The sequence below is a fragment of the Mesorhizobium sp. AD1-1 genome, from assembly GCF_020164655.1.
GTDB classification, from domain to species: domain Bacteria; phylum Pseudomonadota; class Alphaproteobacteria; order Rhizobiales; family Rhizobiaceae; genus Mesorhizobium; species Mesorhizobium ciceri.
This window is the reverse complement of record NZ_JAIUGP010000016.1, coordinates 37,222-62,370: the sequence shown is the minus strand read 5'-3', so window position 1 is coordinate 62,370 and position 25,149 is coordinate 37,222. Positions and strand designations below refer to the sequence as shown.

Genomic DNA, 25,149 nt, shown 5'->3' with positions numbered 1-25,149 from the left:
GGATCACTCCAGCCATTCGGTGATGAAGCTGCCATTCTCGTGGATGTCGGTCGTTTCCAGTGGGCCTGGGCCGAGATTGGTGAATTTGTGCGGCGTATTGGGTGGCACGATCAGGATCTGGCCGGCGGATGCCTCGATTTCCTGGTCGCCGACAGTGAACAGGCCGGTGCCCTGGCGGATGATGAAGATCTCCGCGTAGGGATGTGTGTGCAGGCGCGGGCCGCCGCCGACATCAGGCAGATAGTTGAAGATCAGGCAGGAGTTGGAGCCGTAGGCGCCACATTGCAACTCGCCCTTCCAATGGTCCGAGCGAACGGCCCAGGTGTCGCAGTCTATGACGTGTGCCATGATGACAAGGATAGACCCGGCTGGGGCCTTGTGTCGAGCCGAACAAGGGCGTCGGATTTGCGGTTGTTTCCCGGTTGTTTAGTGATGGTTGGCGGCTATCCGGCGTCGTGTTGACCGGCGGCGGATTTTGTCCCCGCGACAATCTGCCCTTGTGCCTTCACCCGTCTGGACAAAAACGGGCTTCACGCATAAACCGAAGTCCAAATGCCGGAGGAATTCGCAAGCCTGTTCGCCATGCGCTGTCGGGTTGGCGTAATTGAGCGGGGAACAAGGCTCAACCACCGGCACGGAAGAGGCGAAAGGATCAGGCACCCGTGAGCGCAACCGACACCCAGGATCCCAACCGTCGTGATTTTCTCTACGTCGCCACCGGCATGGCCGCAGTGGTCGGCGCGGGTGCTTTCGCGTGGCCGTTCATCGACCAGATGCGCCCTGACGCCTCGACGCTGGCGCTCGCCTCGGTCGAAGTCGACGTCGCCTCGCTGACGCCGGGTATGTCGCTGATCGTCAAATGGCGCGGCAAGCCGGTCGTGGTCCGCAACCGCACCGAACAGGAAATGAAGGACGGCGAGGCGGTCAAGCTGGCCGATCTCAAGGATCCGATCGCCCGCAACGCCAATCTCCCGGCCGACGCACCGGCGACCGACGCCAATCGCACCACGCCCGGCAAGGAAGCCTGGATGGTGATGGTTCAGGTCTGCACGCATCTCGGCTGCATTCCGCTTGGCCAGGAAGGCGATTTCGGCGGCTGGTTCTGCCCGTGCCACGGTTCGCAATACGACACCGCCGGCCGCATCCGCAAAGGCCCGGCGCCGGAGAACATGGCGGTTCCGGTATTCAAGTTCATTTCCGATACCAAGATCCTTATCGGTTGAGGCAGGGGGATATTTCGATGAGCGAGGGACACTCGACCTATACGCCCAAAACCGGTCTCGGACGCTGGTTCGACGCCCGCATGCCGCTGCCGCGGCTGGTCTATGACAGCTTCGTTGCCTATCCGGTGCCGCGCAACCTCAACTATGCATGGACCTTTGGCGGCATCCTGTCGATCATGCTGGTGGCGCAGATCCTGACCGGCATCGTGCTGGCCATGCATTACACGGCCGACACCAATCTGGCCTTCGGCTCGGTCGAGAAGATCATGCGCGACGTGAATTCGGGCTGGCTGCTGCGCTACATGCATTCGAACGGCGCCTCGTTTTTCTTCGTCGCCGTCTACATCCACATCTTCCGTGGCCTCTATTACGGCTCCTACAAGGCGCCGCGCGAACTGCTGTGGATCCTCGGCTGCATCATCTATCTCCTGATGATGGCGACCGGCTTCATGGGCTACGTGCTGCCGTGGGGCCAGATGAGCTTCTGGGGCGCCACCGTCATCACCGGCTTCTTCAGCGCCATTCCGCTGGTCGGCGACTGGATCCAGCAGCTGCTGCTCGGCGGCTTTGCCGTCGACAACCCGACGCTGAACCGTTTCTTTGCGCTGCACTATCTGTTGCCGTTCATGATCGCCGGCGTTGTCGTGCTGCACATCTGGGCGCTGCATGTCGTCGGCCAGTCGAACCCGACGGGCATCGAGGTCAAGTCGAAGACCGACACCGTGGCCTTCACCCCCTACGCGACCATCAAGGACGCGTTCGGCATGATCGTGTTCCTGTTCTTCTTCGCCTATTTCGTCTTCTACCTGCCGAACTATCTCGGTCATCCCGACAACTACATCGTCGCCAACCCGCTGAAGACGCCGGCCCACATCGTGCCCGAATGGTACTTCCTGCCGTTCTACGCGATCCTGCGCGCCATCACCTTCAATGTCGGGCCGATCAACTCCAAGCTCGGCGGCGTGCTATGCATGTTCGGCGCCATCGTCATGTTGTTCCTGGTGCCTTGGCTCGACACTTCGAAGGTGCGCTCGGCTGTTTACCGGCCCTGGTACAAGCTGTTCTTCTGGCTGTTCGTGGCCGATGCCATCCTGCTTGGCTGGCTGGGCTCGCAGCCGGCGGAAGGCAGCTATGTGTTCATGGCGCAGATGGCGACATTGTTCTACTTCGCCTTCTTCCTGATCGCGCTGCCGGTGCTCGGCCTGATTGAGACGCCGCGACGGCTGCCGAACTCGATCACCGAGGCGGTGCTTGAGAAGAACAAGGGCGGCAGCGGACATCCGGCGGGCGCTACGGCGGCTCCGGAAACCAAAGGCTGAGCGGGTAGAGAATCTAAGGGGATTTGGCATGAAAAAGATTCTCACCTCGCTGGCGCTGATCGGCCTTGTGGCCGTCGCCGCTGGGGCCGCGGGCACTCGGGCGATCGCCGCCGAAGAGGCACACAATGTGGCCAATCCGACGCATTTCCCGATCGACGAGCCGAAGGAAATGGACTGGAGTTTCACCGGCCCATTCGGCACCTATGACAAGGCGCAGCTGCAGCGCGGCCTCAAGGTCTACAAGGAAGTCTGCTCGGCCTGCCATTCGATGAACCTGGTGGCGTTCCGCACGCTGTCGGACCTCGGCTATTCCGATGCGCAGATCAAGACGCTGTCGGCCGAGTACACCATCCACGACGGTCCCAACGATGCCGGCGACATGTTCGACCGTCCCGGCAAGCCGTCCGACCACTTCCCGCCGCCCTTCGCCAATGAGGAAGCCGCCGCTGCCTCCAATGGCGGTGCTGCTCCGCCAGACATGTCCCTGCTGGCCAAGGCTCGCGGTGTCGAACGCGGTTTTCCGCAGTTCGTCTTCGATATCTTTACCCAGTACGACGCGGGCGGCCCCGATTATATCCACTCGCTGCTGACCGGCTACGACCAGACGCCGCCGGCCGGCATGGTCATCCCGGAAGGCACCCACTACAATCCGTACTTCATGTCCGGCGTGTCGCTGAAGATGCCCAAGCCGCTCTCCGACGGCCAGGTGACCTATGATGACGGTGCGCCGCAGACCATCGACCAGTATTCCCGCGACGTCTCCGCCTTTCTGGCCTGGGCGGCCGAGCCGCATATGGAAGACCGCAAGAAGACCGGTTTTCGCGTTCTGGTGTTCCTGCTTTTGTTCGGCGCGCTGGTCTATCTCACCAAGCGCAAGGTGTGGGAAGGCGTGGCGCATTAAGCCACACGATCAAGTGATCACGAAGGGCGCCGAGAGGCGCCCTTTTGCATTTCCAGAAGCCGGCCATGTCACATGGCCGTCACCGCATCCGGCGATCCTGTGCTGCTCTCATCAAAGGATCGCACCCATGAAAAGATACGCATCGCTCGCGGCAGGCCTGTTGCTGCTCATCGTCGGCTCGGCCGCGCAAGCGGAAGACGCCCAGCCTTTCGTCACCAACAAGGATGTCGACCTGACGATGATCCTGCCGCCGCCGCCGGCAAACGATTCGGCGCAGACCAAGGCCGAACTCGGCGAGGTGCTGATGCTGCAGGTGACACGCACGCCCGAGATGGTAGCCAGCGCCGTCGCCGATGCCGACGAGAATGTCTGGCGCTTCGCCAACGTCATGGGGCCGAAATTCAACAAGGAAACGCTGCCCAAATTCAGCGCCTTCTTCGACCGCGTCGTGGCCACCGAAGGCGCCGTCGTCGATCCGGCCAAGGATATCTGGAAGCGCCCGCGTCCGCACCAGCTCAGCGACCTCGTCAAGCCGGCGGTCAAGCTGTCGAGTTCGGGTTCCTGGCCGTCCGGCCACGCCACCGTCGGCACCATGATGGGCATCATCCTGTCCGATATGGTTCCGGAAAAGCGCGCCGAGATCATGGCGCGTGCGGCCGAATACGCCCACAACCGCGAGGTCGGCGGCATCCACTATGCGTCCGACGTCGAGATGGGCAGGATTTCCGGCAGCGTCATCGCCGCGGTCCTGCTCAACCGGGACGACTTCAAGGCCGAATATGAAGTGGCCAGGGCCGAGCTTCGTTCGGATCTCGGCATGTAATCTTCGTCAATCGGATCAGACCAGAAAGGGGCGCTTCGGCGTCCCTTTTTTGCTCATGGCCATGTCCGAAGGGCGGTTCGAAAAATAGTCCGTTGGCACGCCGACAACAGGTTGATATTCGATGCATCGAACGGTGGCGAGAAACTTGTCCCGCCATGGCCTTTGGAATTCGATGATGCGGCTCAGCGACTGTCACAACTTTTCCGATTTCCGCCGCATGGCGCAGCAGCGGCTGCCGGGACCGATCTTCAACTACATCGACGGCGCGGCGGACGACGAGGTCACCTATCGCCGCAACACCGAAAGCTTCGAGACCTGCGACCTCGTTCCCAACGTGCTGCGCGGGGTGAGCGAGGTCGACATGTCGGTGACGGTCATGGGCCAGAAGCTGGCGATGCCGTTCTATTGCTCGCCGACCGCCTTGCAGCGCCTGTTCCATCACCAGGGCGAGCGCGCGGTCGCCAAGGCCGCCGCCAAATACGGCACGATGTTCGGCGTGTCGTCGCTGGGCACTGTCAGCCTCGAGGAGGCGCGCAGCATCAGCAGCGGCCCGCAGGTCTACCAGTTCTATTTCCATCGGGATCGCGGTCTTAACCGGGCGATGATGCAGCGCGCAAAGGCGGTCGGCGTCGAGGTGATGATGCTGACCGTCGACAGCATCACCGGGGGAAACCGCGAGCGCGACAAACGAACCGGCTTTGCCATTCCCTTCAAGCTCAACCTTACCGGAATGGCGCAGTTCGCGCTCAAGCCGGCCTGGGCGATCAACTATTTCATCCATGAGGGCTTCAAGCTGCCGCAGCTCGACGAGCATGTCGACATGGGCGGCGGCACGATGTCGATCAGCCGTTACTTCACCGAGATGCTCGATCCGTCGATGACATGGGACGACGTCGCCGAGATGGTCAAGCTCTGGTCCGGTCCGTTCTGCCTCAAGGGCGTCATGTCGGTGGAGGATGCCAAACGCGCCGTCGACATCGGCTGCAGCGGCATCGTGCTGTCGAACCATGGCGGGCGGCAGTTGGATGGCTCACGGGCGGCGTTCGACCAGCTTGCCGAGATCGTCGATGCCGTTGGCGACAGGATCGACGTCATCATGGATGGCGGCGTGCAGCGCGGCACACACGTGCTGAAAGCGCTGTCGCTCGGCGCCAAGGCCGTCGGCGTCGGACGCTACTATCTGTTTCCGCTCGCGGCGGCCGGCCAGCCCGGCGTGGAACGGGCGCTCGAACAGATGCGGGTCGAGATCGAACGCGGCATGAAGCTGATGGGCTGCAGCTCGATCGAACAATTGTCGCGCAACAATCTCCGTTTCAGGTAATCTCGACCCATGAGATCCTCGCTCGAAGACACGCTGCTTGCCGCGATCCGCACCATTCCGGACTATCCCAAGCCCGGCATCCTGTTTCGCGACATCACCACGCTGCTTGGCAATGCGCGCGCCTTCCGCCGCGCCATCGACGAACTGGTGCATCCCTATGCCGGCCAGAAGATCGACAAGATCGCCGGCATCGAGGCGCGCGGCTTCATCCTTGGCGGCGCCGTCGCCCATCAGCTCTCGGCCGGTTTCGTGCCGATCCGCAAGAAGGGCAAGCTGCCCTACGAGACGGTGCGCGTCGCCTACAGCCTGGAATACGGGCTGGACGAAATGGAGATGCACAAGGACGGTGTTGCTCCGGGCGAGAAAGTGATCCTGGTCGACGATCTGATCGCCACCGGCGGCACGGCTGAAGCGGCGGTCAAGCTGCTGCGCCAGATAGGTGCCGACATCCTCGCCGCCTGTTTCGTCATCGACCTGCCGGACCTCGGCGGCCGTGCCAAGCTGGAGGCGCTTGGCGTGCCGGTGCGGACGCTGATCGGGTTCGAGGGGCATTGAGTGTTCTTCCCTTCTCCCACATGGGAGAAGGAAGAAGCGCCGCCTCTACTCGGCCTTCACCAGCACGGCGCTTTCGAACTCGAGCACTTTGTCGCCGGTCGAATCGAAAGCTTCCGAACGCAGCGCCAGCAGCCGCCAGCCGGGGCGTGAGGCAATCGGGCGGTGCGACAGCGCGGTGCGCGTGAAGGTGATGGTTTGCCCGGCATAGACCGGCTTGAGCCATTTCAGGTTCTTGAAGCCAGGCGAGGGGCCGAATTCCGGCACCGGACCGGGGCCGCTCCACGCAGCGATCTCGGCGTCCATGCGGTTTTCGAGATTGAGTTTCATCCAGGTGGCGGCGGTGTGCCAGCCGGATGCGCAGAGCCCGCCGAGCACGCTTTTCTTCGCGGCCTCCTCGTCGGTATGGAAGATCTGCGGGTCGTATTTGCGGGCGAAGGCCTTGATCGCCTCGGGCTCGAATGTGTGCGAGCCGAGCGTCACCGTGGTGCCGATACGAAAGAACTCGTCCAGTGTCATGCTTGGCTCCCCGCGGCATCGCGCGTGAGGAACATGACGGAGTTCTCGAGCTCGAAGACGCTTTCGCCGCGCTGGTTGAACAGTTCGCTGCGCATTGTAACGAAGCCGAGTTGCGGCTTCGATTTGGACAGGCGCTTGGCAACGACCACCAGGGTGCCGGTCAGTTGATCGCCGGCCAGGACCGGCTTCTTCCATTTGACCTGATCGACGCCGGGCGCGCCCTGGCAGGTCGAGTCCAGCAGGAAGGCATCGCACAGCATGCGCATGAACATGGCGCAGGTGTGCCAGCCCGACGCCGCCAGCCCACCGAGGATGCTGGCCTTGCCGGCTTCCTCGTCGAGATGCATCGGCTGCGGGTCGAATTCTCCGGCGAATTCGACGATCTCGGCGGCACTCACGAGCTTCGAGCCGAGGTCGATCGATGCACCCTCGATGAAGTCCTCATAGGCCCATGTTTTTATCTCTGCGGTCATGGTCTGGAATCCGGCTTGTCGACCCACGATCCTCAGGATCGGGGTTTCCGGATGCAGGCCGGCGTTCATTTGGTCAAGCGATTTCTACTGCGCCAGCCTGTGGCAGCCGATCGACAGGCCCACTCAGAGCCAGCCGCGGCGGCGGAAATACCAGAAGGGCAGGATCGCCGACAGCACCATCATGGCGATGGCGAAGGGATAGCCAAGTTCCCATTTCAACTCGGGGATGACGTCGAAATTCATGCCGTAGATCGAGGCGACCAAAGTCGGCGGCAGGAAGATGACGGCGGCGACCGAAAAGATCTTGATGATGGCGTTCTGCTCGATCGAGATCATGCCGAGCGTCGCGTCGAGCAGGAAGGAGATCTTCTGCGACAGGAAGGTGGCGTGGTCGGCGAGTGACAGCACGTCGCGAGACAGCGTCTTGATGCGCGCCTTGGTGTCCTTGCTCATCTTGGTGCGGGTCGAGGCATGGGCGAAAAAGCCCGCCAGGCGCTGCAGCGAGATCAGGCTGTCGCGGATCGAAGACGCGATGTCCTCCTTGCGGCCGATGGCTTTCAACAATTCCTGGAAGTCGCGATTGCGCTTGGAAACCTTGGTCGATCGCGCCTCGAAGATATCGCGCGAGATCGCCTCGATGTCACGGCCGGCACGCTCCAGAATGTCGGCGAGACGGTCGACGATCGCCTCCAGCAAGCCGATCAGGATGGTGTCGCCGCTGGTGCAGCCGGTCGCCACCTTCTCGGCGCGCTGCGGAAAGGTCTTGAAGGCCTTCGGCTCGTGGTAGCGCACAGTGATCAACCTTGTGCCGGCGAGCACGAAGGTGACCGGCGACATCAAGGGATCGTCGACCTCGGTCTGGGCGGGCAGGGTTGCGGTCATGAAGTAGGCGCCGTCCTCGACATAGAGGCGGCTCGAAATCTCGATCTCCTCCATCTCCTCGCGCGTCGGAATGGCCACGCCGAGCCAGCTCTCGATCGTCGCTTCCTCTTCCTTTGTCGGGTTGAACAGGTCCGCCCAGACGATGGTCTCGCTGTTTGCCAGGAGATCGTCGACGAGGCGCAGGCGATCATTGTCCACGACGAAGGCCTTGATCATCGCCTGATATCCCTTGCTGGGGCCAAAGGGTGTGTTCGGATTGACGCGTCGTGTTGGATTGCACGGTTCCCGGCGCCAGCGCCGACCGTGCGTCTGCCGCTTAGACCTGTGACGTGACAAAATCAAGACAAGCCCGAATCGGGCCGGGGGACGGCCCTCGCGGCTCGGAAGCCGCGTCAGCGGATCGATCTAAAGACTGGCTAGAGTGACCTCCAAGTCCTCGTATGCGCCGACGAGGGCATCCGCGCCATGTCGCAACAGAGCATCGCCATGAGTGCCGGTGCAATGACTGCCAGCGGTAAATCCGATCACGCGCATACCTGCTGCCTTGCCCGCCAGGACGCCATTCACGCTGTCCTCGACCACGATGCACTCCTTTGCATGAACACCGATCGTGTCCGCCGCATGCAAGAACAGGTCTGGTTCCGGCTTTCCATTGACGACCATGTCCGATGAAAAAATATTAGGATCGAAAAGGTCGACAAGGCCCGTGTGTTCGAGTTTCCAACGCAATCGGGCCAGCGGCGTGCTTGACGCCACACATCTCCATGCGGCGAGCCGGCCAATCACATTCCGTGCATCGGGTAAGGCCGCCAGATTCTTACGCAAGCGTTCGTTGGTGTGGTCGGCAAGCTGTTCAAAAAAGAGCGGAGAGAGCGGCTTGGCTCGCTCTTGGCCGATCGCTTCGAGCTTCGCCTGCCACATAGCGGGAGACAATCCCATGAAGGCTTGCGTATAGGCGCTTGGTTCGAACGTGATGCCGGCCGCCGCCAGATATTCAAGCTCGGTTGCCTGGTATATCTCCTCGCTGTTCACGAGGACGCCGTCACAATCAAATATTATCAGCTTTATAGGCGACACTTTGGGCCTGATATCTGGTGGTCGGCTCAGCCGGCCCGCGGACAGTCTCGAAGGACTTCCATCAAATCACGTGTTGAACTTGAACAGCAGGATGTCGCCGTCCTGGACGACATATTCCTTGCCTTCGTCGCGGGCCTTGCCGGCTTCCTTGGCCGCCACTTCGCCGCCCAGTGTGACGAAGTCATTGTAGGCGATGGTCTGGGCGCGGATGAAGCCGCGCTCGAAATCGGTGTGGATGACGCCGGCGGCCTGGGGGGCCTTGTCGCCCTTATGGATGGTCCAGGCGCGCGTCTCCTTCGGCCCGACGGTGAAGTAGGTGATGAGGTGCAACAGATCGTAGCCGGCGCGGATGACCTTGTTGAGGCCGGGCTCGTCGAGGCCGAGCGAGGACAGGAATTCCATCTCTTCCTCATCGGAGAGCTGTGCGACCTCGGCTTCGATGGCGGCCGAGATCACCACGGTGCCGGCGCCCTGGGCGGTCGCCATCTTTTCCACGGCCCTGGTGTGCTCGTTGCCGGTGGCTGCGTCGGCCTCGGCGACGTTGCAGACATAGAGCACGGGATGCGAGGTCAGAAGGTTCAGGCCCTGCAGGATGCGCAAATCTTCGGCCGAAATATCCTTGAGCAGGATGCGGGTCGGCTTGCCGGCCTGCAGCAGTTCGAGCGCTGCCTCCATCATCGGCAGCACTGACGTCGCTTCCTTGTCCTTGCTGCCGGCGCGCTTGCGGAATTGCACGATGCGGCGCTCGAGGCTGTCGAGGTCGGCGAGCATCAGCTCGGTTTCGACCGTCTCGGCATCGGCCACCGGGTCGATGCGGCCCTCGACATGGGTAATGTCGTCATCCTCGAAGCAGCGCAGCACATGCACGATGGCGTCGACCTCGCGGATGTTGGCGAGGAACTGGTTGCCCAGCCCTTCGCCCTTCGAGGCGCCGCGCACCAGACCGGCAATGTCGACGAAGGAGATGCGGGTCGGGATGATCTCCTTTGACTTGCCAATCGCCGCGATCTTCTGCAGGCGCGGATCGGGCACCGCGACCTCGCCGGTATTCGGTTCGATGGTGCAGAACGGATAGTTGGCGGCCTGCGCCGCAGCCGTTCTGGTCAACGCGTTGAAAAGCGTCGACTTGCCGACGTTGGGCAAGCCAACGATGCCGCATTTGAAACCCATTTTGTCCGGTCCTATCGGGAAATAGAAATTTGATCAGGGCTATGGGCGATAGGGGTGATCAACGTCAAGCCCTTCGGTTCCCTTGATGCTCAGTCCTTGCCGCCGAACAGCTTCTTCAGCATGGCGGCCATCGGACCGCTTTCCGGCAGCTTGGCCAGGGGCTGTTGGGGCCGTGCCTGGCGGACGTGACTTTGCTGCTTCTGCGCCGGCTGCTTAGGTGCCGATTTTTCGGGCTCCGGCCCGGCCTTGCCCTGGACGGCGAGACTGGCTTTGTTCATGAAGCCGGATTCGTCGCCTTTGGCGATCATGGCGGCGTTGTCGGCGATCGCGTCGAGCAGCGGGTCAAGCCATTCGCGGTCGGCCTTGTCGAAATCGCCGAGCACATGGTGCTGGACCATTTCCTTGACGCCTGGATGGCCGACGCCGATGCGTACGCGGCGATAGGCGTTGCCGACATGGCCATCGATCGAACGGATGCCGTTATGGCCGCCGGCGCCGCCGCCGGTCTTTATGCGCAGCTTGCCTTCGGCAAGATCGATCTCGTCATAGAAGACGGTGAGCGCGGAAAGCTCGAGCTTGTAGAAGCGCAGCGCTTCGCCGACCGACTGGCCGGACAGGTTCATGAAGGTCTGCGGCTTGATCAGGACGACTTTTTCGCCGCCGAGCGAGCCCTCGGCGATCAGGCCCTGAAATTTCTTCGACCAGGGCGAAAAGGAATGGCGGCGGGCGATTGCGTCCGCCGCCATGAAACCGACATTGTGCCGATTGCCGGCGTATTTCGCGCCCGGATTGCCGAGACCTGCAAACAGCAGCATCGCCTGCTCCGGGCGTGAAAGAGTTACTTCTCTTCGGCGGCAGGAGCCGCTTCAGGTGCAGCCGCTTCAGCCGTCTCTTCCGTCTCCGGCTTCATCGCCGACGAACCGGCAATGGTCGCGATGGTGAAGTCGCGGTCGGAGATCACAGGCTTGACCCCAGCCGGCAGCTTGACCGCCGAGATGTGGATCGAATCGCCAATGTTGGCGCCGGTGAGATCGACGGTGATGAATTCCGGGATCGCATTGGCCGGGCAGTGGAACTCGACTTCGTGACGCACGATGTTGAGTACGCCGCCGCGCTTGATGCCGGGCGACTTGTCCTCGTTGATGAAGTGGACAGGCACGTCGACATTGACTTCGGTGTCCTTGCCGATGCGCAGGAAGTCGACATGGACAGGGAAATCCTTGACCGGGTCGAGCTGGAAGTCCTTCGGCAGGACCTGGATCTTCTTGCCGTCGACATCGATCGTGGCGATCGTGGTCAGGAACCCGCCGCCATGGATCTTGTAGTAGATGTCCTTGTAGGTGAGCGCGATAGCCAGGGGAGGCTGCTTGTCACCATAAATTACTGCAGGCACTTTACCGTTGCGGCGAACTGCACGGGCGGACCCCTTACCGACCTGTTCGCGTGCTTCGGCCTTGAGCTCGTAAGTGTCGTGGCTCATGGCATTTCCTTTCGGTTTGTTCTGGAGCGCTCACGGTGGGCAGAGTGCCTGGACCGTAAACGTCGAAAGCCGACATACCCATGCATGATCTGGTCCGAAAACCGGAATCCACTTTTCGGGATCATGCGGGAAGGCGGCCTTCCGCCGCGTTGCCTCCAAGGGTGTCTACGCGGGTGGCGGCTCTATAGCGGAAGGCGGCCGGAGGTGCAAGCCAAAGGCACGACCGGCCTGGTGCAGCCCAGACGGCCGCTATCCGCGCTTTTCGATGACGGCATAGAGCACGTTGCGGTTCTCGCCGAAGAATACCTGCGCCTCGACGGTGTTGCGGTCGACGCTGGCATTGACGATGTTCCACATATCGACCTCCGATCGCAGCAGCAACACCCAGTCCATGAACGTCTCCCGATACCCCGCGTCGGGGGTGCCCTCGGCGTAGTTGGCGAACAGGAATGTTCCGTTCGGCTTCAACATCTGCAGGCAGGTCTTCGTGAGTTTCACCGCGACGTTGTGGGCGAGGTAGTCGTAAAGGCCGGAGGCGTAGATGAAGTCGAATTTGCCGAGCTTGTGGCCCCGCGTGAGCACGGTTCGCACCGAGCCGTCGATGGCTTCGACGGCGGTGCCCTGGAAGTCGCGCGAGATCAGCCCAACGCTCTGGGGATCCTGGTCGAGCGCAACCCAGCGCTTGAGACGGCCCTCCGTCAGGGCGACCGAACGATTGGCTTCCCGCAAATGGCCGGCCGCGATCGCCAGAACCTCGGTTTCCGGTCCGTTCTTGGCCGCGATCTCGTCGACATATCGGGTCAGGAGGTCGCGTCGTTCCCGGGCCGCGACGCATGACGGTACGTTCTGGGTATGGCTATAGAGTGCTTTGCCGACCTCCGAGGCGTTCGCCACGCTCTCTGCCACGTGCGGATCACAATAGATGTAGTCGAGCAACTGCGCGTCGCCGGAATAGCCCCTGGGTTTGGTGAAGGACCAGTGCGTCAGTGGATCCTCGAGAAAATACTTCAGGATCGGATGGTTCTGCGCGACCGGTATCAACGCATGCCAGACGTCGGGATGAACCTTGGAATGCAGGCCATTGAGGAAGGACAGCAAGCGGCCGACGATCTCGGCCGGGTTCTTGTCCTGTTCGACCTGCTGCTGTGTCGCGTGGAGAATGAGGGCAAGCTCCGCGCGCGCGGTTTCGAACGCTTCGCCATGATGCTCGATCTTTCCCCGAGGCAGCGTGCCGGCGAGCATCTCGGCAGTAATCAAGCTTTTGCCATCAAGAACGGTCTGCACGCCATCACTCCATAGTTAACAGTCGGTTAACTTATTGCGTAGAATGCTCCCTTTGCCAATGTCGGGCCGACGGCATTTTAGGTTTATGATTAATTTCCCGCCAACCATGTTCGTTGGTTAATCAGCTTCCGAGCCGGATTCCGGGTTCGAGTTAACGGAAACTTGTCTTGCGCGATTGCATTTGTTTGCCCGGCGTTCGCAATCGCCGTCGCGTCCCAAGGAGCCGGCCCGCGTGGGGGCAGAAGCTGGAAATGAGTTCGGAAAACAAAATCCCTTTCAAAAGGGGTCGATTGTGATGAACGAACACGTGTCATCCGCATTGGCCGATACGGTTGATGCGGAGCCGTACGAGCCGCGCTACGAACTGGGGGCCGACGAACTTCGCGCCCTCTACCGCACCGAAGCCCGGGCGACGCGAAGAGGGGAAGCCAGGCCAGGGCTTTGGATCGCAGTTGCGATCTATCTCTTGTTTTCGGCAACGGATCTGCTGCTGATCCCGGATGTGGCCGCCTATACGATCACGGCGCGCTTCGCGGTCGGCTTGAGCGCGCTTTTGATCCTGGAAGCGCAGCTTCGCCACGGCGTCGGGACGGAATGGCTCGACGTGACCTGCGCCGGGGCCATCATCTTTGGCTATGTTGGTTGGCTGTGTCCGGCGATTATGGGCGCGGACAAGGAAAGCGTCTCTTACTATATGGTCTTTGGGACCATATTCATGATGAGCGCCAATCTTTTCTTTACATTCAATTTCAAGCTTTCTATCGTAACCTCGACAATAATCTTATGTATACTTTATATCGTAAATTACTTTGTTCCATCAACCCTCATATACAAAATGGTATTTGGGGCTTTCTATGTTTCTTGTTTCACGTTCACCTCATATGTGAACTGGAAACTGAACGAGGAACGCTACAACGTCTTCCTGAACGCCCTGGAAGCCAAGATCCAGCACAATGAGGCGACCGAACGCGGCAAGGCCCTGCTGAGGTTGTCGCGGACCGATCCGCTCACGGGTCTGGAGAACCGGCGCGCGATCGACGAGAAGCTGCGAGACTACTGGAACGATTGGCAAAAGGTCGGCACCAGCTTTGGGGCGATCCTCATCGACGTGGACTTCTTCAAGAAGTTCAATGACTGCTACGGCCATCAGGAAGGCGACCGCTGCCTGATCCATGTCGCCAATGCCCTTAGCGATATGATCAAACAGTATAATGGCTCCATCGGCCGCTATGGCGGCGAAGAGTTCATCGTCCTGGCTCGCATGGAGAAAAAGGAGCAGATCCTGGACATTGCGGAAGCCATTTGCAGCACGGTGGAGAACCTGGCTCTGACGCACGAACTGCGGCGCGACGGCGTCTCGATCGTAACGGTAAGCGTTGGCGCCGCATTCACCCGGACGCAGACCGGGGCCAAGCTGGAGAAAATCATTCACGAGGCCGATCGCGCTCTCTATCTGGCAAAAGCCGGCGGCCGAAATTGTGCCCGGCTGTTCGATCCAACCGACCCGCAAAGCAGTGACGAGAGCGAGAACATTGCGGCTTTGCTGAAGATCGCGATCGGCCAGAATCTCGTTTCACTCGTTTACCAGCCTATCCAGGATGTCAAATCGGACCGGGTTGAAGCGGTGGAGGCTCTGATGCGCCTCAAGATGCTCGACGGCACATCGGTTCCGCCGAGCCTGTTCATTCCGGTCGCCGAACGGACCGGTGCGATCCTGGAACTCGGGCGCTGGGCGATAAGGACAGTGTGCGCCGAACTGCTGGCGGACGACCACGTCCGTGTCGTCAGTGTCAACGTCTCCCCGATCCAGCTCAAGACACCGGGCTTCGCGACGTCGGTCGCGACCATTCTGGGCGAGACGGGTGTCGCAGGCAGCAGGCTGGCCTTCGAGATCACCGAAGGGCTGGAGATGGAGATGCACTCCGACATCCTGCGCTGCATCAGCGACCTGAAGCTGCTCGGGATCAAGATCTGGCTTGATGATTTCGGGACCGGCTTTGCGGGCCTTTCGTGGCTTCGCCTGATCGATTTCGATACGGTGAAGATCGATCGCTCGTTTCTGCATGACTGCAGCTCTCCGAGCGGCAAGGCGATGCTGCAGGACATTATCACCCTGGTTCGAAATCGCGGCCACAAAATCCTGGTCGAAGGGGTGGAGACAGACGAGCAGATGGCCCTTATGCGCGAATTCGGCATAGACAAGATCCAGGGCTTCCATGTCGGCCGTCCCGCTCCCGCCGTCAGTTTCCAGGCAAAGCGAGCCATGCGCAAACGGCCATTTGCCGTGCTTAAGTCCGCATGATGGTGGCCTCTTCCGACGTTTGGCTAGCCGTCGTCAAGCCGTGCTAGCGGTCGCCGGTCAACGCGGCGCGTAACGCCTGGATCTGCCGGTTCAGCGCATCGAGCTCAGTCAGCGTCATGCCCGAGCGTTCGACCAAGGCTTCGTTCAGGCAGTTGCATTGGACAAGCAGTGCGCGCCCGGCTGATGTCAGATCGACCTGCACCTGGCGTTCGTCGGTCTGGCTGCGCTGGCGGGTCACCAGCCCGGCCTGCTCCATTCGCTTCACCAGCGGCGTGACGGTGCTCGATTCCAAAGCGAGCCGATGGGCGATGGTGCCGACCGACATGCCGTCGGCCTCTCCAAGCGCGTTCAACACCAGGTACTGCGGATAGGTGATGCCCATCTCGTCCAGCATCGGCTTGTAGGTGCGGTTGATCGCCATGCTGGTGGCATAGAGCGTGAAACAGAGCTGATTGTCCAACGGGAGAGGCACGGCGCATTCCTTTTGCCAATGTGGGCATCATTTCGATACCACGAAAAATGATATCGCGATACATATTTGTGTGGACAAGGGTTTTAGGCCGCGTTAGCTATGTCGTTATCGCGATATTGTTTATCGCGAAAATAACCAGAAGGAGATTGAGATGACCTCGCAAACCAAACCCAGCTCCGGCAGCGGTACGATCACCACCAGGGACGGAACGCAGATTTACTACAAGGACTGGGGGACCGGGCAGCCTGTCGTCTTTCATCACGGCTGGCCGTTGAGCAGCGACGATTGGGACGCCCAGATGCTGTTCTTCGTGTCACAGGGCTACCGTGTCATTGCCCATGATCGCCGAGGCCATGGCCGCTCGACCCAGACGGATATCGGCAACGAGATGGACACCTATGCCGCCGACGTCGCGGAACTCGCAGCCCATCTGGACCTCAAGAACGCCATCCATGTCGGCCATTCGACCGGCGGCGGCGAAGTGGCGCGTTATGTCGCCAAGTATGGCGCCGGCGGCCGTGTCGCCAAGGCGGTGCTGATCGGCGCGGTGCCGCCAATCATGCTCAAGACTGCCGCCAATCCCGGCGGCCTGCCGATCGAAGTGTTCGACGGCTTCCGCTCCGCGCAGGCAGCCAATCGCGCCCAGTTCTTCCGCGACGTTCCATCAGGTCCGTTCTACGGCTTCAACCGCCCGGGCGCAGAGGTATCGCAGGGCGTCATCGACAATTGGTGGCGCCAGGGCATGATGGGCGGCACCAAGGCGCATTATGATTGCATCAAGGCCTTTTCGGAAACCGACTTCACCGAGGATCTGAAGGCGATCGACGTGCCTGTGCTGGTCATGCACGGCGACGACGACCAGATCGTTCCCATCGCGGACTCGGCGCTGCTGACGATCAAGCTGCTCAAGGAGGGCGAGCTCAAGGTCTACAAGGGCTTCCCGCACGGCATGGCCACGACCCATGCAGACATCGTCAACGCCGACCTGCTGGCCTTCTTCAAAGCATAGGCCGTTGGAACGAAAAAAGCACCCGCCGTCCGGCGGGTGCTTTTCCTTGCGTGGGTTTCAGGCCTGATCTAGGCGGCCGCCTGCGCCTTGCGCGCTTCCTTCATGTTGGGCAGGAACACGGTCAGCAATCCAAGGAACGGCAAATAGGAGCAGATCTGGAAGACGAAATCGATGCCCTTCATGTCGGCGACGACGCCGAGCACGGCCGCCGCGATGCCGCCCATGCCGAAGGCGAAGCCGAAGAAGATGCCGGCGATCATGCCGACGCGACCCGGCACGAGCTCCTGCGCAAAGACGACAATGTTGGAGAACGCCGAGGAGAGGATCAGGCCGATCAGCACCGTCAGCACCATCGTCCATTCCAGATTGGCGTAGGGCAGGGCGAGCGTGAAGGGCAGCACGCCGACGATGGAGAACCAGATCATCGCCTTTTGCCCATAGCGGTCGCCGAACGGGCCGCCGAGCAGGATGCCCAGCGCCGAGGCACCGAGGAACAGGAACAGCATGACCTGGCTCATCTGCACAGAAACGCCGAACTTATGCATGGAATAAAAGGTGTAGTAGCTGGCGAGGCTGGCGATGTAGGCATTCTTGCTCAGCACCAGCAGTGTCAGCACCATCAGTGCAGTCATCACCTTGCGGCGCGGGAAGGGCGAAACGAAGCTCGCCGCCTTGCGGGTGCCCTGCGCGGCACGCAGCCGGCTGTACCAGCCGCCGACCTGCCACAAAACGATGATGCCGATCAGCGAGCCGACGGCGAACCAGGAAATGCTGGTCTGGCCGAACGGCACGACAATGAAGGCCGCCAGCAGCGGCCCCATGGACTGGCCGAAATTGCCGCCCACCTGGAACAGCGACTGCGCCAGCCCGAAGCGGCCGCCGGAAGCGAAGCGGGCGATGCGCGAGGATTCCGGGTGGAAGATCGCCGAGCCGATGCCGATCAGCGAGGCGCCGATCAGCAGCAGCGAATAATGCCCGGCATAGGCGAGCACGATCAGGCCGATCAGCGACGACGCCATGCCGTAGGGCAGCGAATAGGGCATCGGCCGCTTGTCGGTGATCATGCCGATCAGCGGCTGCAGCAAGGATGCGGTCACCTGGAAAGTGAAGGTCAACAAGCCGATCTGCCAGAAATCGAGGCCATAATTCTCTTTCAGGAGCGGGTAAATGGCCGATAGCAGCGACTGCATGATGTCGTTGATGCAGTGGCAGAAGCTCACCGCCAGGATGACGGTGAAGGCCGTCGCCTGGGCTGAGGCGTGACTGGCGCTCGCCGGTGGGGCGACGCTGGCTGCTGTCGTATCGGTCAAGGTAGGCTCCGTGGTCTTTTTGGCGGGCACGCCCGCAGGCAACTGGCGGACGCTCCTTGCGGCCACCCTGGGGACGGTGCCTTATAAGCCGCTTGCGAGACGACTTCTTTCGTGGTTTGGTCCAATAGTTTCGCAAGTGGGCCATAACTAGATGCCGCACGGCAAAGAAGTCTTTCACGCTGGCAATGCCAATCTCGGCCAGTTGCACGAGAGCCGCTGGCAGTGGCTTGAGCAAGTGGCCGGGCCGGCGGTGGCATTGCCGACCGAATATCCTGACGGCTACCGCGTGCCACAGCACCGCCACAGCCGCAGCCAGCTCTTGCATGCGCTTGTCGGTGTGGTGCTGGTGACGACACGCTACGGGCGCTGGATGGTGCCGCCCGACCACGCGATGTGGATTCCAGCCGGCACCGAGCATTCCGTCGAGATGCTGGGCGACGTCTCGATGCGTTCGGTTTATGTCATGCCACAGGCGATCCCCGGGCTGCCCGAAGGCTTGCGCGTCGTCGGCGTCACCGACCTGATGCACAGCCTGATCGTGGAATCGGAGAAGCTCCCGCAAGGCGGCGTTCTGGAAGGGCGCGGTGGGCTGATCATGAACCTTTTGCTGCACGAAATCCCGACCTTGCCGGAACGGCCTCTTGGGCTGCCATTTCCGTCGGATCCAAGATTGTCGGCGCTGTGCCGACGCTTCGTCGCAGCACCGTCGCCGCATGCGACCATCGACGAGTGGGCCGATGCAGCCGGCATGAGCCGCCGTTCCTTCACGCGCGCCTTCCAGCGCCAGACCGGCCTGTCGCTGTCGACATGGCGCCAGCAGGCCTGCCTGTTCGCGGCGCTGCCCAGGCTGGCGGACGGCGAGCCGATCACCAGGGTGGCGCTTGATCTCGGCTATGACAGCGTGCCGGCCTTCATCACCATGTTCAAGCGCATGCTGGGGACCTCGCCGCGCGGCTATATGCGCGGCGCACGCGAGAACGTCGAGGTCGCTCGTCGCCTGATCGGCCCGGTTCGGTTGGAAAGCTCCGCGCCTTAAGGGCAGGCGGGTTTAGTCGAACAGGCTGGACACCGATTCCTCAGTCGCCGTGCGCGAGATGGCTTCGCCCATCAGGTCGGCGATCGAGATGACGCGGATGTTGGGCGCGTCGAGCACGCCCTGGGTCGGCTGGATGGAATCGGTGATCACCAGTTCCTGCAGCTTCGAGCCGCTGATGCGGGCAACGGCACCGCCCGACAGCACGCCGTGGGTGATGTAGGCGGTGACGCTGGTGGCGCCGTTGGCCAGCAGTGCATCGGCGGCATTGCACAGCGTGCCGCCGGAATCGACGATGTCGTCGATCAGCAGGCAATCCTTGCCGGCGACCGCGCCGATGATGTTCATGACTTCCGATTCGCCCGGCCGTTCGCGGCGCTTGTCGACGATGGCCAGTTGCGCATCGAAGCGCTTGGCCAGCGCACGGGCGCGGACCACGCCGCCAATGTCGGGCGAAACCACCACGACGTTGCCGAGTTGCTTGTATTTGGCCTTCACGTCGCGGGCCATGACCGGCACGGAAAACAGATTGTCGGTCGGGATGTCGAAGAAGCCCTGGATCTGGCCGGCATGCAGGTCGAGCGTCAGAACGCGGTCGACGCCGGCGCGGGTGATCATGTTGGCAACCAGCTTGGCCGAGATCGGCGTGCGGCCGGAGGCGCGGCGGTCCTGCCTGGCGTAGCCGAAATAAGGGATGACCGCCGTGATGCGCTTGGCCGAGGAGCGCATGAAGGCATCGATCATGATGAGCAGTTCCATCAAATGATCGTTGGTCGGAAACGAGGTCGACTGCAGGATGAAGACATCTTCGCCGCGCACGTTTTCCTGGATTTCGACGAAGATTTCCTGGTCGGCGAAGCGCCTGACCGTGGCTTTGCCCAGCGGGACATTGAGGTACCGGGCGACTGCTTCGGCCAGCACCCTGTTGGAATTGCCCGCGAAGAGTTTCATGCACGGTTCCTGGTGGAGGATGATGAGGCCTGACGGACTCGCTTGCGCCCTTTAACCGGGCTTTTAGCGGCCCGCGCTGGTATTGCAAGCGCCGAGATCGGGAATCCGCCGGCTAAACTCAAGAAAGCTCCGCGCCATCGCCGGACTGCAACAGGGAGCACGGGATTTGTGCTGGTCCTTCTTCTCATTGGGCATCGGATTTTCCCAAAACCGTCTCCACTTTGGGGTCCGATGCCTCTAGCCCGCCTTGCCGCCGAGCCAGGCGGCGAACTGGTCGATGGTCTGGTCGGCGATCGCCTGCATGGTGGCCGGCGAGATCCCCTTCCAGCTGTCGCCGCCCGCGCTGCCGCCGGAATTGACCGACGGAGCCTTCTGCTGGCCATTGATGCGGTGCAGCCGGTTGCCAGCGGGGTCATAGACGTCCCAGACATAGATGACGGTGGTGTCGGCGCCTTCCGACATCGTCGAGAAATAGCCTTTCAGCACATGTGTCACGGTCTGGTCGGCGCTGCCGGCGAGAGTGATGCCGCGCTGCCTGGCACGGGTCTGCAACTCCGCCGTCAGAGGTGTCGCAGCTTCCACCGAAGCGCCTACGATCGGCGCGATCTGCAAGCGGGTCTTCGACAGGATGGCAGCGCTTTGGGCTGATGTGACCGGGGCGGCGGCGGTTGCGGGAGCGCCAGACGTGCTGGTGGCGGGCCCGGCCGGAACCGTCGCCGCCGTGTTGCCTGACGTTGCGGGCAGCGTCTGGGTCGACGTCGCCGGCGGGGTGATCGCCGACGGTTCGAGCACGTCCTTTGCGTTGGTGCAGGCAGCAAGAGCCAATGCCACAAGCAATGACACGGTCGTCACATGCGATCGTCTCATTTGCCTTCTAACTCCTTGGCGAAGAACGCCTCCCACTGTGGATTCACTTTACGATCAAGTCGAGATCATGGCGGGACAGCGGCCTGGGCTGGGATTCGGTGGTCAGGTAGGTGCGGCCAAGCGTCATCGCCGTCTCGGTGTCGGAGTCCATGATGATCATATGGGCGAACAGCGTCATGTTGGGCGCGATCGGTTCGGGATTGCCCTGGTAGAACATCGGCATGTCCATCCAGGACGGGGTGAAGCGGGCGCCGACCGAATAGCCGCAGGCGTTCAGCCGGTGCTTGGTCAGGCCGTGTGCCTCCATGGTGCGGGCATGCGCATCGAAGACGTCGCCGAAGCTGTTGCCCGGCATCATCGCCTTCTCGACAGCCAGGAGTGCTGCGCGGGCGGCGTCGAACAGTTCCTGATGGCGCTTCGACACCTTGCCGGTCAGCACCGTGCGCATCATCGGCGCATGGTAGTGGTTGAAGACGCCGGCCCATTCGAGCGTCAGCTGGTCGTTCTTGGTGAGCTTGCGGCGGCCGGCCTTGTAGCGGCACAGCAGCGCATCGACGCCGGAGCCGATGATGAACTCGTTGGCCGGATAGTCGCCGCCGCCGGCGAAGATCGCGCCCTGCATGGCGGCCAGGATCAGAGCTTCGTCGCCGCCTTGCTTGATCAGCGGCAGTGCCGCGTCGAGCGCATCGTCGGAGAGATTGGCGGCCTTCTCGGCCTTGGCTATCTCGGCCGGGCTCTTAAACAGGCGCAGCCGGCCGACAATGCCGGACGCATCGGCGATCTGGCCGAAGGTCTGCAACTGCTCGTCCAGGCGGCGGCCGTTGAAGGCGGTCAGGCCGTGGGTGTCGTATTCGACGCCGATGCGGGCGCCGAGCAGGTCGAGTTCGTTGAGCAGATTGCGCAGGTCGACCGCAGGATTGGCGCCGTTGCGGTCGGTCCACAAGACGATGTTGTCGATAATCGAGGTCTGACGCGCCTGGCGCAGGTCGGCCGAGCGGGTCAGAAGCACCATCGAACCGTCGGCCTTGACCACCAGGCACTGGAAGAAGCAGAAGCCGAACGTGTCGTAGCCGGTCAGCCAATACATGCTTTCCTGCGCGAACAGCAGGATGGCGTCGAGCTTCTTTTCGGCCATCTCGATGATCAGCCGGTCGCGCCGCGCGTCAAATTCAGATCGTTCAAAATGCAGCGCCATTATTCCCTCTCCAAGACAATTGCCGAAACCTGCCGGCCGTAATCGGGCTCCTTGCGATGCGTGGTGCGCCGATAGGAGTAGAACAGGCCTTCCTCGGCGTAAGTGCAGCGGTCTAGGCCCTCAGCCGTCACGCCTGCCTTGGCCAGCCGGTCAACCGTGTAGCGGTTGAGGTCGAACATCGCATGGCCGGCATTGGCGGACGGAGCGAAATAGAGGATGTTTTCGGCGTCGGCTTCGACAAAGCGGGCGACGAATTCCGGGCCGACCTCGTAGTTTCGCGGGCCGATGGAGGGGCCTAGCACGGCGACGATGTTTTGGCGCCGGGCGCCGAGGCTTTCCATCGCCAGGATGGTGTTTTCGAGCACGCCGGTGAACGCGCCTTTCCAGCCGGCATGCGCGGCGCCGATGATGCGCGCCTGCGCATCAGCGAACAGCACGGGACCGCAATCGGCGGTCGAGGCGCCGATGGCGATGCCCGGCCGGTCGGTGACGATGGCGTCCGCCTTGGGGCGCTCGCCGGCAAAGGGCTCCTTGGCGATGACGACATCGGGCGAATGGATTTGCCAGGCGGTCAACAGATGCCTTGCCGGCACGCCCATCCAGGCAGCGACACGGGCGCGGTTCTCAGCCACCAGCACCTGGTCGTCATCCGATCCGGTGCCGATGTTGAGGCCCTGATAGATGCCGCCGGAAACACCGCCGACGCGGGTGAAATAGCCGTGGCGGATGCCTTGTGCCTGCGCCTCGTCCAGCAGCGGCGACCGAACGGGATCCGGTTTGGTCTGATTCAGCATGCGGGCGTTGTTGTCCGTGTGGGCGGTTTCGTCAAGAAGAAGGTGCTTGGTCGAGAACAGGCTGCAAAGCGCGGACGGGAGATTGGGAGGGGCGGCGGTAAAAAGTCAATCCGCCTCGGCAAAGGGCCGAACCGCCACGCCGCGAGGCAGCACCGCAAGCACCTTGAACAGCTCGCCCATGGCTTGCGGCCCTGCGAGGCGCTCGACGTCGCCGGCGATCCTTTCGCGCGCCGCCTGGCCGGCATCGGCGCCAAGCCGGCCGGCGCGCTCGAGGATGCCCATGCCGAGCAGGAAATCGCCCTGTGTCGTCAGATGGGCTTCGAGGCCATGTGCACGCGCGATCGCGGCAAGGGCGGCGAAATCGACGTGGGAGGTGAGGTCGGCCTCACCGGGATTGGCCAGCACATCTTCGTGATCGTGGCTGCGCAAGGCCTGCAGGGTGTCCCCGACACCCGGCTGGAAATGGCCGTAGTCGAGAAACAGGCCGGCGCCACCATGCCTGGATATGCGCTCGGCGATTGTTGCCATCAGCGCGGTGCGGGCAGGCGCCACTTCGGCGATCGCACCTTGCGGCGCGTCAGCGGCATCGGCGGGCAGCAGCGTCGGGTCGACCGAGCCGGCGCCGGCGAAGAAGCAAAGGTCGTTGGTCTCGTCGAGGCCGACCATGCGCTCGCGCCAGCCGGCGCCGGCGCGGATGAACTGGCGGATGGGCACTGCGTCGAACAGTTCGTTGCCGACGATGAACAGCGATTGTTGCGGCAAGGTCTCGATGGTTTCGTGCCAGCCAACCGCGAAGGGTGTGACGCCAAGCGTCTTTTTTTGCACCTCGGTCAGGCGCGGGCTTGTCTCGATCATGGCGAAGGTGGCGCCGTTGGCCAGGTCAGGATCGAGCCGCGACAGCGTGCGCAGCATGTCCTTCATCAGCGTGCCGCGGCCGGGTCCGATCTCGGCGATGGTGACCGGCAGTGGCCGGCCGCTCGCTGCCCAGACCTGGTACATCCAGACCGCGACCAGTTCGCCGAACATCTGGCTGATCTCCGGCGCGGTGACGAAGTCGCCGCCCGCACCAAAGGGCTCGCGCGTCGTGTAGTAGCCGTCCGCCGGGTCGAACAGGCACAGCGCCATGTACTCGTTGACGGGAAGCGGCCCAAGGGCCTCGATCAGGTCGACGATGCGGGTCTTCAGCCGTGTCATGCCGGCTGCGGCTGTGCCACCGGCTTGGCGGTCAGCATCGCCCAGATGCCGGCCAGCACCATCGGCGACGACAGGATCATGCCCATGGTCAACCAGTTGGTGCCGAGGAGATAGCCGAGCTGCTGGTCAGGCTCGCGGAAGAACTCGACGAAGATGCGCGACAGGCCATAGCCGCAGATGAAGGCGCCGCCGACGAAGCGCGGCGTCTTCAGCCTGAGGCGCGAATGGGTGAGAATGCGCAGCACGAGGAACAGCACCACACCCTCGAGCAGCGCCTCGTAAAGCTGGCTCGGATGACGGGCAAACGGCCCGCCATTGGGAAACTCGAACGCCCAGGGCACGTCGGTTGGTCGGCCCCACAGTTCGGAATTGATGAAGTTGGCGACGCGCACCAGGCCGAGGCCGACCGGCACGCCGGCCGCCACGACATCGAACAGCGACCAGGTGCGGATGCCGCGCTTGATGGAAAACAGCGTCATGGCGAGGATGACGCCGAGCAGGCCGCCATGGAACGACATCCCGCCCTGCCACACGGCGAAGATATCGAGCGGGTGCGCGATGTAGCGCGCCAGATCATAGAAGAGCACATAGCCGGTGCGGCCTCCGAGCACGACGCCGATGGCCGCCCAGACGATGAAATCGTCGAGATCCTCCGGCTTCATCGGCAGGACGCCGTTCGGCCACAGCCTGGCATTGGCGGCGAGCCGCTTGGCATACCACCAGGCGAACAGGATGCCGACGATATAGCCGACGCCATACCAGTGCACCGCCAGCGGCCCGATCTGGATGAGGATCGGGTTGATGTTGGGGAAGGGCAGGGAGGCCAGCGGCAGCAGGAAATATTCGTTCAACGGGGAACTCTCGGTTGCGAGCGTGTTTGGGCGCGGACCATGCGGCAGGGTTTTGGCAGGGTCAAGGCAAGGTGGGCGCACTCGACTTGATGCCGCAGCAAGGTGCAACAAGCTTGCATTCGACGCGCGGCGCCACTACGTCAATTT

General features: G+C 62.2%; 26 protein-coding genes. 9 read left to right on the top strand and 17 right to left on the bottom strand.

The genetic code is table 11. From position 1 onward, the window contains the following. Positions 1 to 3: 3 nt before the first annotated feature. Positions 4 to 348 carry a cupin domain-containing protein gene (locus LB519_RS25440; RefSeq protein WP_224621485.1) on the bottom strand — a complete coding sequence of 115 codons (345 nt, stop codon included), beginning with the start codon at positions 346 to 348 and terminating at the stop codon, positions 4 to 6. 314 nt (positions 349 to 662) lie between these two features. On the opposite strand from LB519_RS25440, the gene petA reads away from it, so the two are divergent. From petA to LB519_RS25410, 6 genes are all read left to right on the top strand, one after another. Beyond that, on the top strand, positions 663 to 1,223 hold the full coding sequence (petA, locus tag LB519_RS25435; protein WP_013529984.1) for a ubiquinol-cytochrome c reductase iron-sulfur subunit: 561 nt from the start codon (positions 663 to 665) through the stop codon (positions 1,221 to 1,223). A gap of 17 nt (positions 1,224 to 1,240) precedes the next feature. Further along, positions 1,241 to 2,542 (top strand): cytochrome b, encoded by a 1,302-nt coding sequence (locus tag LB519_RS25430; RefSeq protein ID WP_013529985.1) that lies wholly within the window; start codon positions 1,241 to 1,243, stop codon positions 2,540 to 2,542. Between the two features lie 28 nt (positions 2,543 to 2,570). Beyond that, positions 2,571 to 3,443: a cytochrome c1 gene (locus tag LB519_RS25425; RefSeq protein WP_013529986.1), complete on the top strand. Its 873-nt coding sequence runs from the start codon at positions 2,571 to 2,573 to the stop codon at positions 3,441 to 3,443. A gap of 127 nt (positions 3,444 to 3,570) precedes the next feature. Beyond that, positions 3,571 to 4,266: an acid phosphatase gene (locus LB519_RS25420; RefSeq protein WP_013529987.1), complete on the top strand. Its 696-nt coding sequence runs from the start codon at positions 3,571 to 3,573 to the stop codon at positions 4,264 to 4,266. A gap of 175 nt (positions 4,267 to 4,441) precedes the next feature. Then, complete coding sequence (locus LB519_RS25415; protein WP_224621484.1) at positions 4,442 to 5,587, top strand: alpha-hydroxy acid oxidase; 1,146 nt, start codon at positions 4,442 to 4,444, stop codon at positions 5,585 to 5,587. Positions 5,588 to 5,596: 9 nt separating this feature from the next. Beyond that, complete coding sequence (locus LB519_RS25410; protein ID WP_224621483.1) at positions 5,597 to 6,142, top strand: adenine phosphoribosyltransferase; 546 nt, start codon at positions 5,597 to 5,599, stop codon at positions 6,140 to 6,142. Between the two features lie 45 nt (positions 6,143 to 6,187). Here the strand turns inward: LB519_RS25410 and LB519_RS25405 are convergent, their stop codons facing one another. The 8 genes from LB519_RS25405 to LB519_RS25370 all read right to left on the bottom strand — a co-directional run bounded on the left by LB519_RS25405 (position 6,188) and on the right by LB519_RS25370 (position 13,024). Beyond that, positions 6,188 to 6,658: a MaoC family dehydratase gene (locus LB519_RS25405; RefSeq protein WP_027162159.1), complete on the bottom strand. Its 471-nt coding sequence runs from the start codon at positions 6,656 to 6,658 to the stop codon at positions 6,188 to 6,190. Further along, positions 6,655 to 7,131: a MaoC family dehydratase gene (locus tag LB519_RS25400; RefSeq protein WP_224621482.1), complete on the bottom strand. Its 477-nt coding sequence runs from the start codon at positions 7,129 to 7,131 to the stop codon at positions 6,655 to 6,657. The genes LB519_RS25405 and LB519_RS25400 overlap by 4 nt, the downstream gene beginning before the upstream one ends. Before the next feature lie 123 nt (positions 7,132 to 7,254). Beyond that, on the bottom strand, positions 7,255 to 8,229 hold the full coding sequence (gene corA, locus LB519_RS25395) for a magnesium/cobalt transporter CorA (RefSeq protein ID WP_013529992.1): 975 nt from the start codon (positions 8,227 to 8,229) through the stop codon (positions 7,255 to 7,257). 189 nt (positions 8,230 to 8,418) lie between these two features. Then, positions 8,419 to 9,090, bottom strand: coding sequence for an HAD family hydrolase (locus LB519_RS25390; protein ID WP_032808607.1), 672 nt, complete (start codon positions 9,088 to 9,090; stop codon positions 8,419 to 8,421). A gap of 66 nt (positions 9,091 to 9,156) precedes the next feature. After that, entirely contained in the window at positions 9,157 to 10,260 is a 1,104-nt protein-coding gene (ychF, locus tag LB519_RS25385) for a redox-regulated ATPase YchF (RefSeq protein ID WP_024505635.1), read from the bottom strand. Between the two features lie 89 nt (positions 10,261 to 10,349). Beyond that, a complete protein-coding gene (pth, locus tag LB519_RS25380) occupies positions 10,350 to 11,075 on the bottom strand; it encodes an aminoacyl-tRNA hydrolase (RefSeq protein ID WP_027162157.1) in 726 nt (241 codons plus the stop codon). 23 nt (positions 11,076 to 11,098) lie between these two features. After that, entirely contained in the window at positions 11,099 to 11,740 is a 642-nt protein-coding gene (locus LB519_RS25375) for a 50S ribosomal protein L25/general stress protein Ctc (protein ID WP_013529995.1), read from the bottom strand. A 249-nt stretch (positions 11,741 to 11,989) separates the two neighbouring features. Then, positions 11,990 to 13,024, bottom strand: a complete 1,035-nt coding sequence (locus LB519_RS25370; RefSeq protein ID WP_013529996.1) for a methyltransferase — start codon at positions 13,022 to 13,024, stop codon at positions 11,990 to 11,992. Between the two features lie 295 nt (positions 13,025 to 13,319). Between LB519_RS25370 and LB519_RS25365 the strand changes: the two genes are divergently transcribed. Then, positions 13,320 to 15,326 (top strand): putative bifunctional diguanylate cyclase/phosphodiesterase, encoded by a 2,007-nt coding sequence (locus tag LB519_RS25365; protein ID WP_032808605.1) that lies wholly within the window; start codon positions 13,320 to 13,322, stop codon positions 15,324 to 15,326. 43 nt (positions 15,327 to 15,369) lie between these two features. On the opposite strand, the gene LB519_RS25360 is transcribed toward LB519_RS25365, so the two are convergent. Continuing rightward, complete coding sequence (locus tag LB519_RS25360; protein WP_013529998.1) at positions 15,370 to 15,798, bottom strand: MarR family winged helix-turn-helix transcriptional regulator; 429 nt, start codon at positions 15,796 to 15,798, stop codon at positions 15,370 to 15,372. Between the two features lie 151 nt (positions 15,799 to 15,949). Between LB519_RS25360 and LB519_RS25355 the strand changes: the two genes are divergently transcribed. After that, positions 15,950 to 16,807, top strand: coding sequence for an alpha/beta fold hydrolase (locus LB519_RS25355; protein ID WP_224621481.1), 858 nt, complete (start codon positions 15,950 to 15,952; stop codon positions 16,805 to 16,807). 68 nt (positions 16,808 to 16,875) lie between these two features. On the opposite strand, the gene LB519_RS25350 is transcribed toward LB519_RS25355, so the two are convergent. Beyond that, positions 16,876 to 18,117, bottom strand: coding sequence for an MFS transporter (locus LB519_RS25350; RefSeq protein ID WP_032808647.1), 1,242 nt, complete (start codon positions 18,115 to 18,117; stop codon positions 16,876 to 16,878). A gap of 151 nt (positions 18,118 to 18,268) precedes the next feature. On the opposite strand from LB519_RS25350, the gene LB519_RS25345 reads away from it, so the two are divergent. Further along, positions 18,269 to 19,153, top strand: coding sequence for an AraC family transcriptional regulator (locus tag LB519_RS25345; RefSeq protein WP_013530001.1), 885 nt, complete (start codon positions 18,269 to 18,271; stop codon positions 19,151 to 19,153). A gap of 12 nt (positions 19,154 to 19,165) precedes the next feature. Here the strand turns inward: LB519_RS25345 and LB519_RS25340 are convergent, their stop codons facing one another. The 6 genes from LB519_RS25340 to lgt all read right to left on the bottom strand — a co-directional run bounded on the left by LB519_RS25340 (position 19,166) and on the right by lgt (position 25,002). Next, entirely contained in the window at positions 19,166 to 20,101 is a 936-nt protein-coding gene (locus tag LB519_RS25340) for a ribose-phosphate pyrophosphokinase (RefSeq protein WP_013530002.1), read from the bottom strand. A gap of 237 nt (positions 20,102 to 20,338) precedes the next feature. Continuing rightward, positions 20,339 to 20,968, bottom strand: a complete 630-nt coding sequence (locus LB519_RS25335) for a hypothetical protein (RefSeq protein WP_013530003.1) — start codon at positions 20,966 to 20,968, stop codon at positions 20,339 to 20,341. A 43-nt stretch (positions 20,969 to 21,011) separates the two neighbouring features. Continuing rightward, positions 21,012 to 22,163 carry a M24 family metallopeptidase gene (locus tag LB519_RS25330; protein WP_013530004.1) on the bottom strand — a complete coding sequence of 384 codons (1,152 nt, stop codon included), beginning with the start codon at positions 22,161 to 22,163 and terminating at the stop codon, positions 21,012 to 21,014. Continuing rightward, positions 22,163 to 22,957 (bottom strand): peptidoglycan editing factor PgeF, encoded by a 795-nt coding sequence (gene pgeF / locus LB519_RS25325; protein ID WP_013530005.1) that lies wholly within the window; start codon positions 22,955 to 22,957, stop codon positions 22,163 to 22,165. Before pgeF ends, LB519_RS25330 begins: the two co-directional genes overlap by 1 nt. Positions 22,958 to 23,062: 105 nt before the next feature. After that, entirely contained in the window at positions 23,063 to 24,151 is a 1,089-nt protein-coding gene (locus tag LB519_RS25320) for a class I SAM-dependent methyltransferase (protein WP_013530006.1), read from the bottom strand. After that, positions 24,148 to 25,002 carry a prolipoprotein diacylglyceryl transferase gene (gene lgt, locus LB519_RS25315; RefSeq protein ID WP_013530007.1) on the bottom strand — a complete coding sequence of 285 codons (855 nt, stop codon included), beginning with the start codon at positions 25,000 to 25,002 and terminating at the stop codon, positions 24,148 to 24,150. Before lgt ends, LB519_RS25320 begins: the two co-directional genes overlap by 4 nt. Positions 25,003 to 25,149 lie beyond the last annotated feature (147 nt).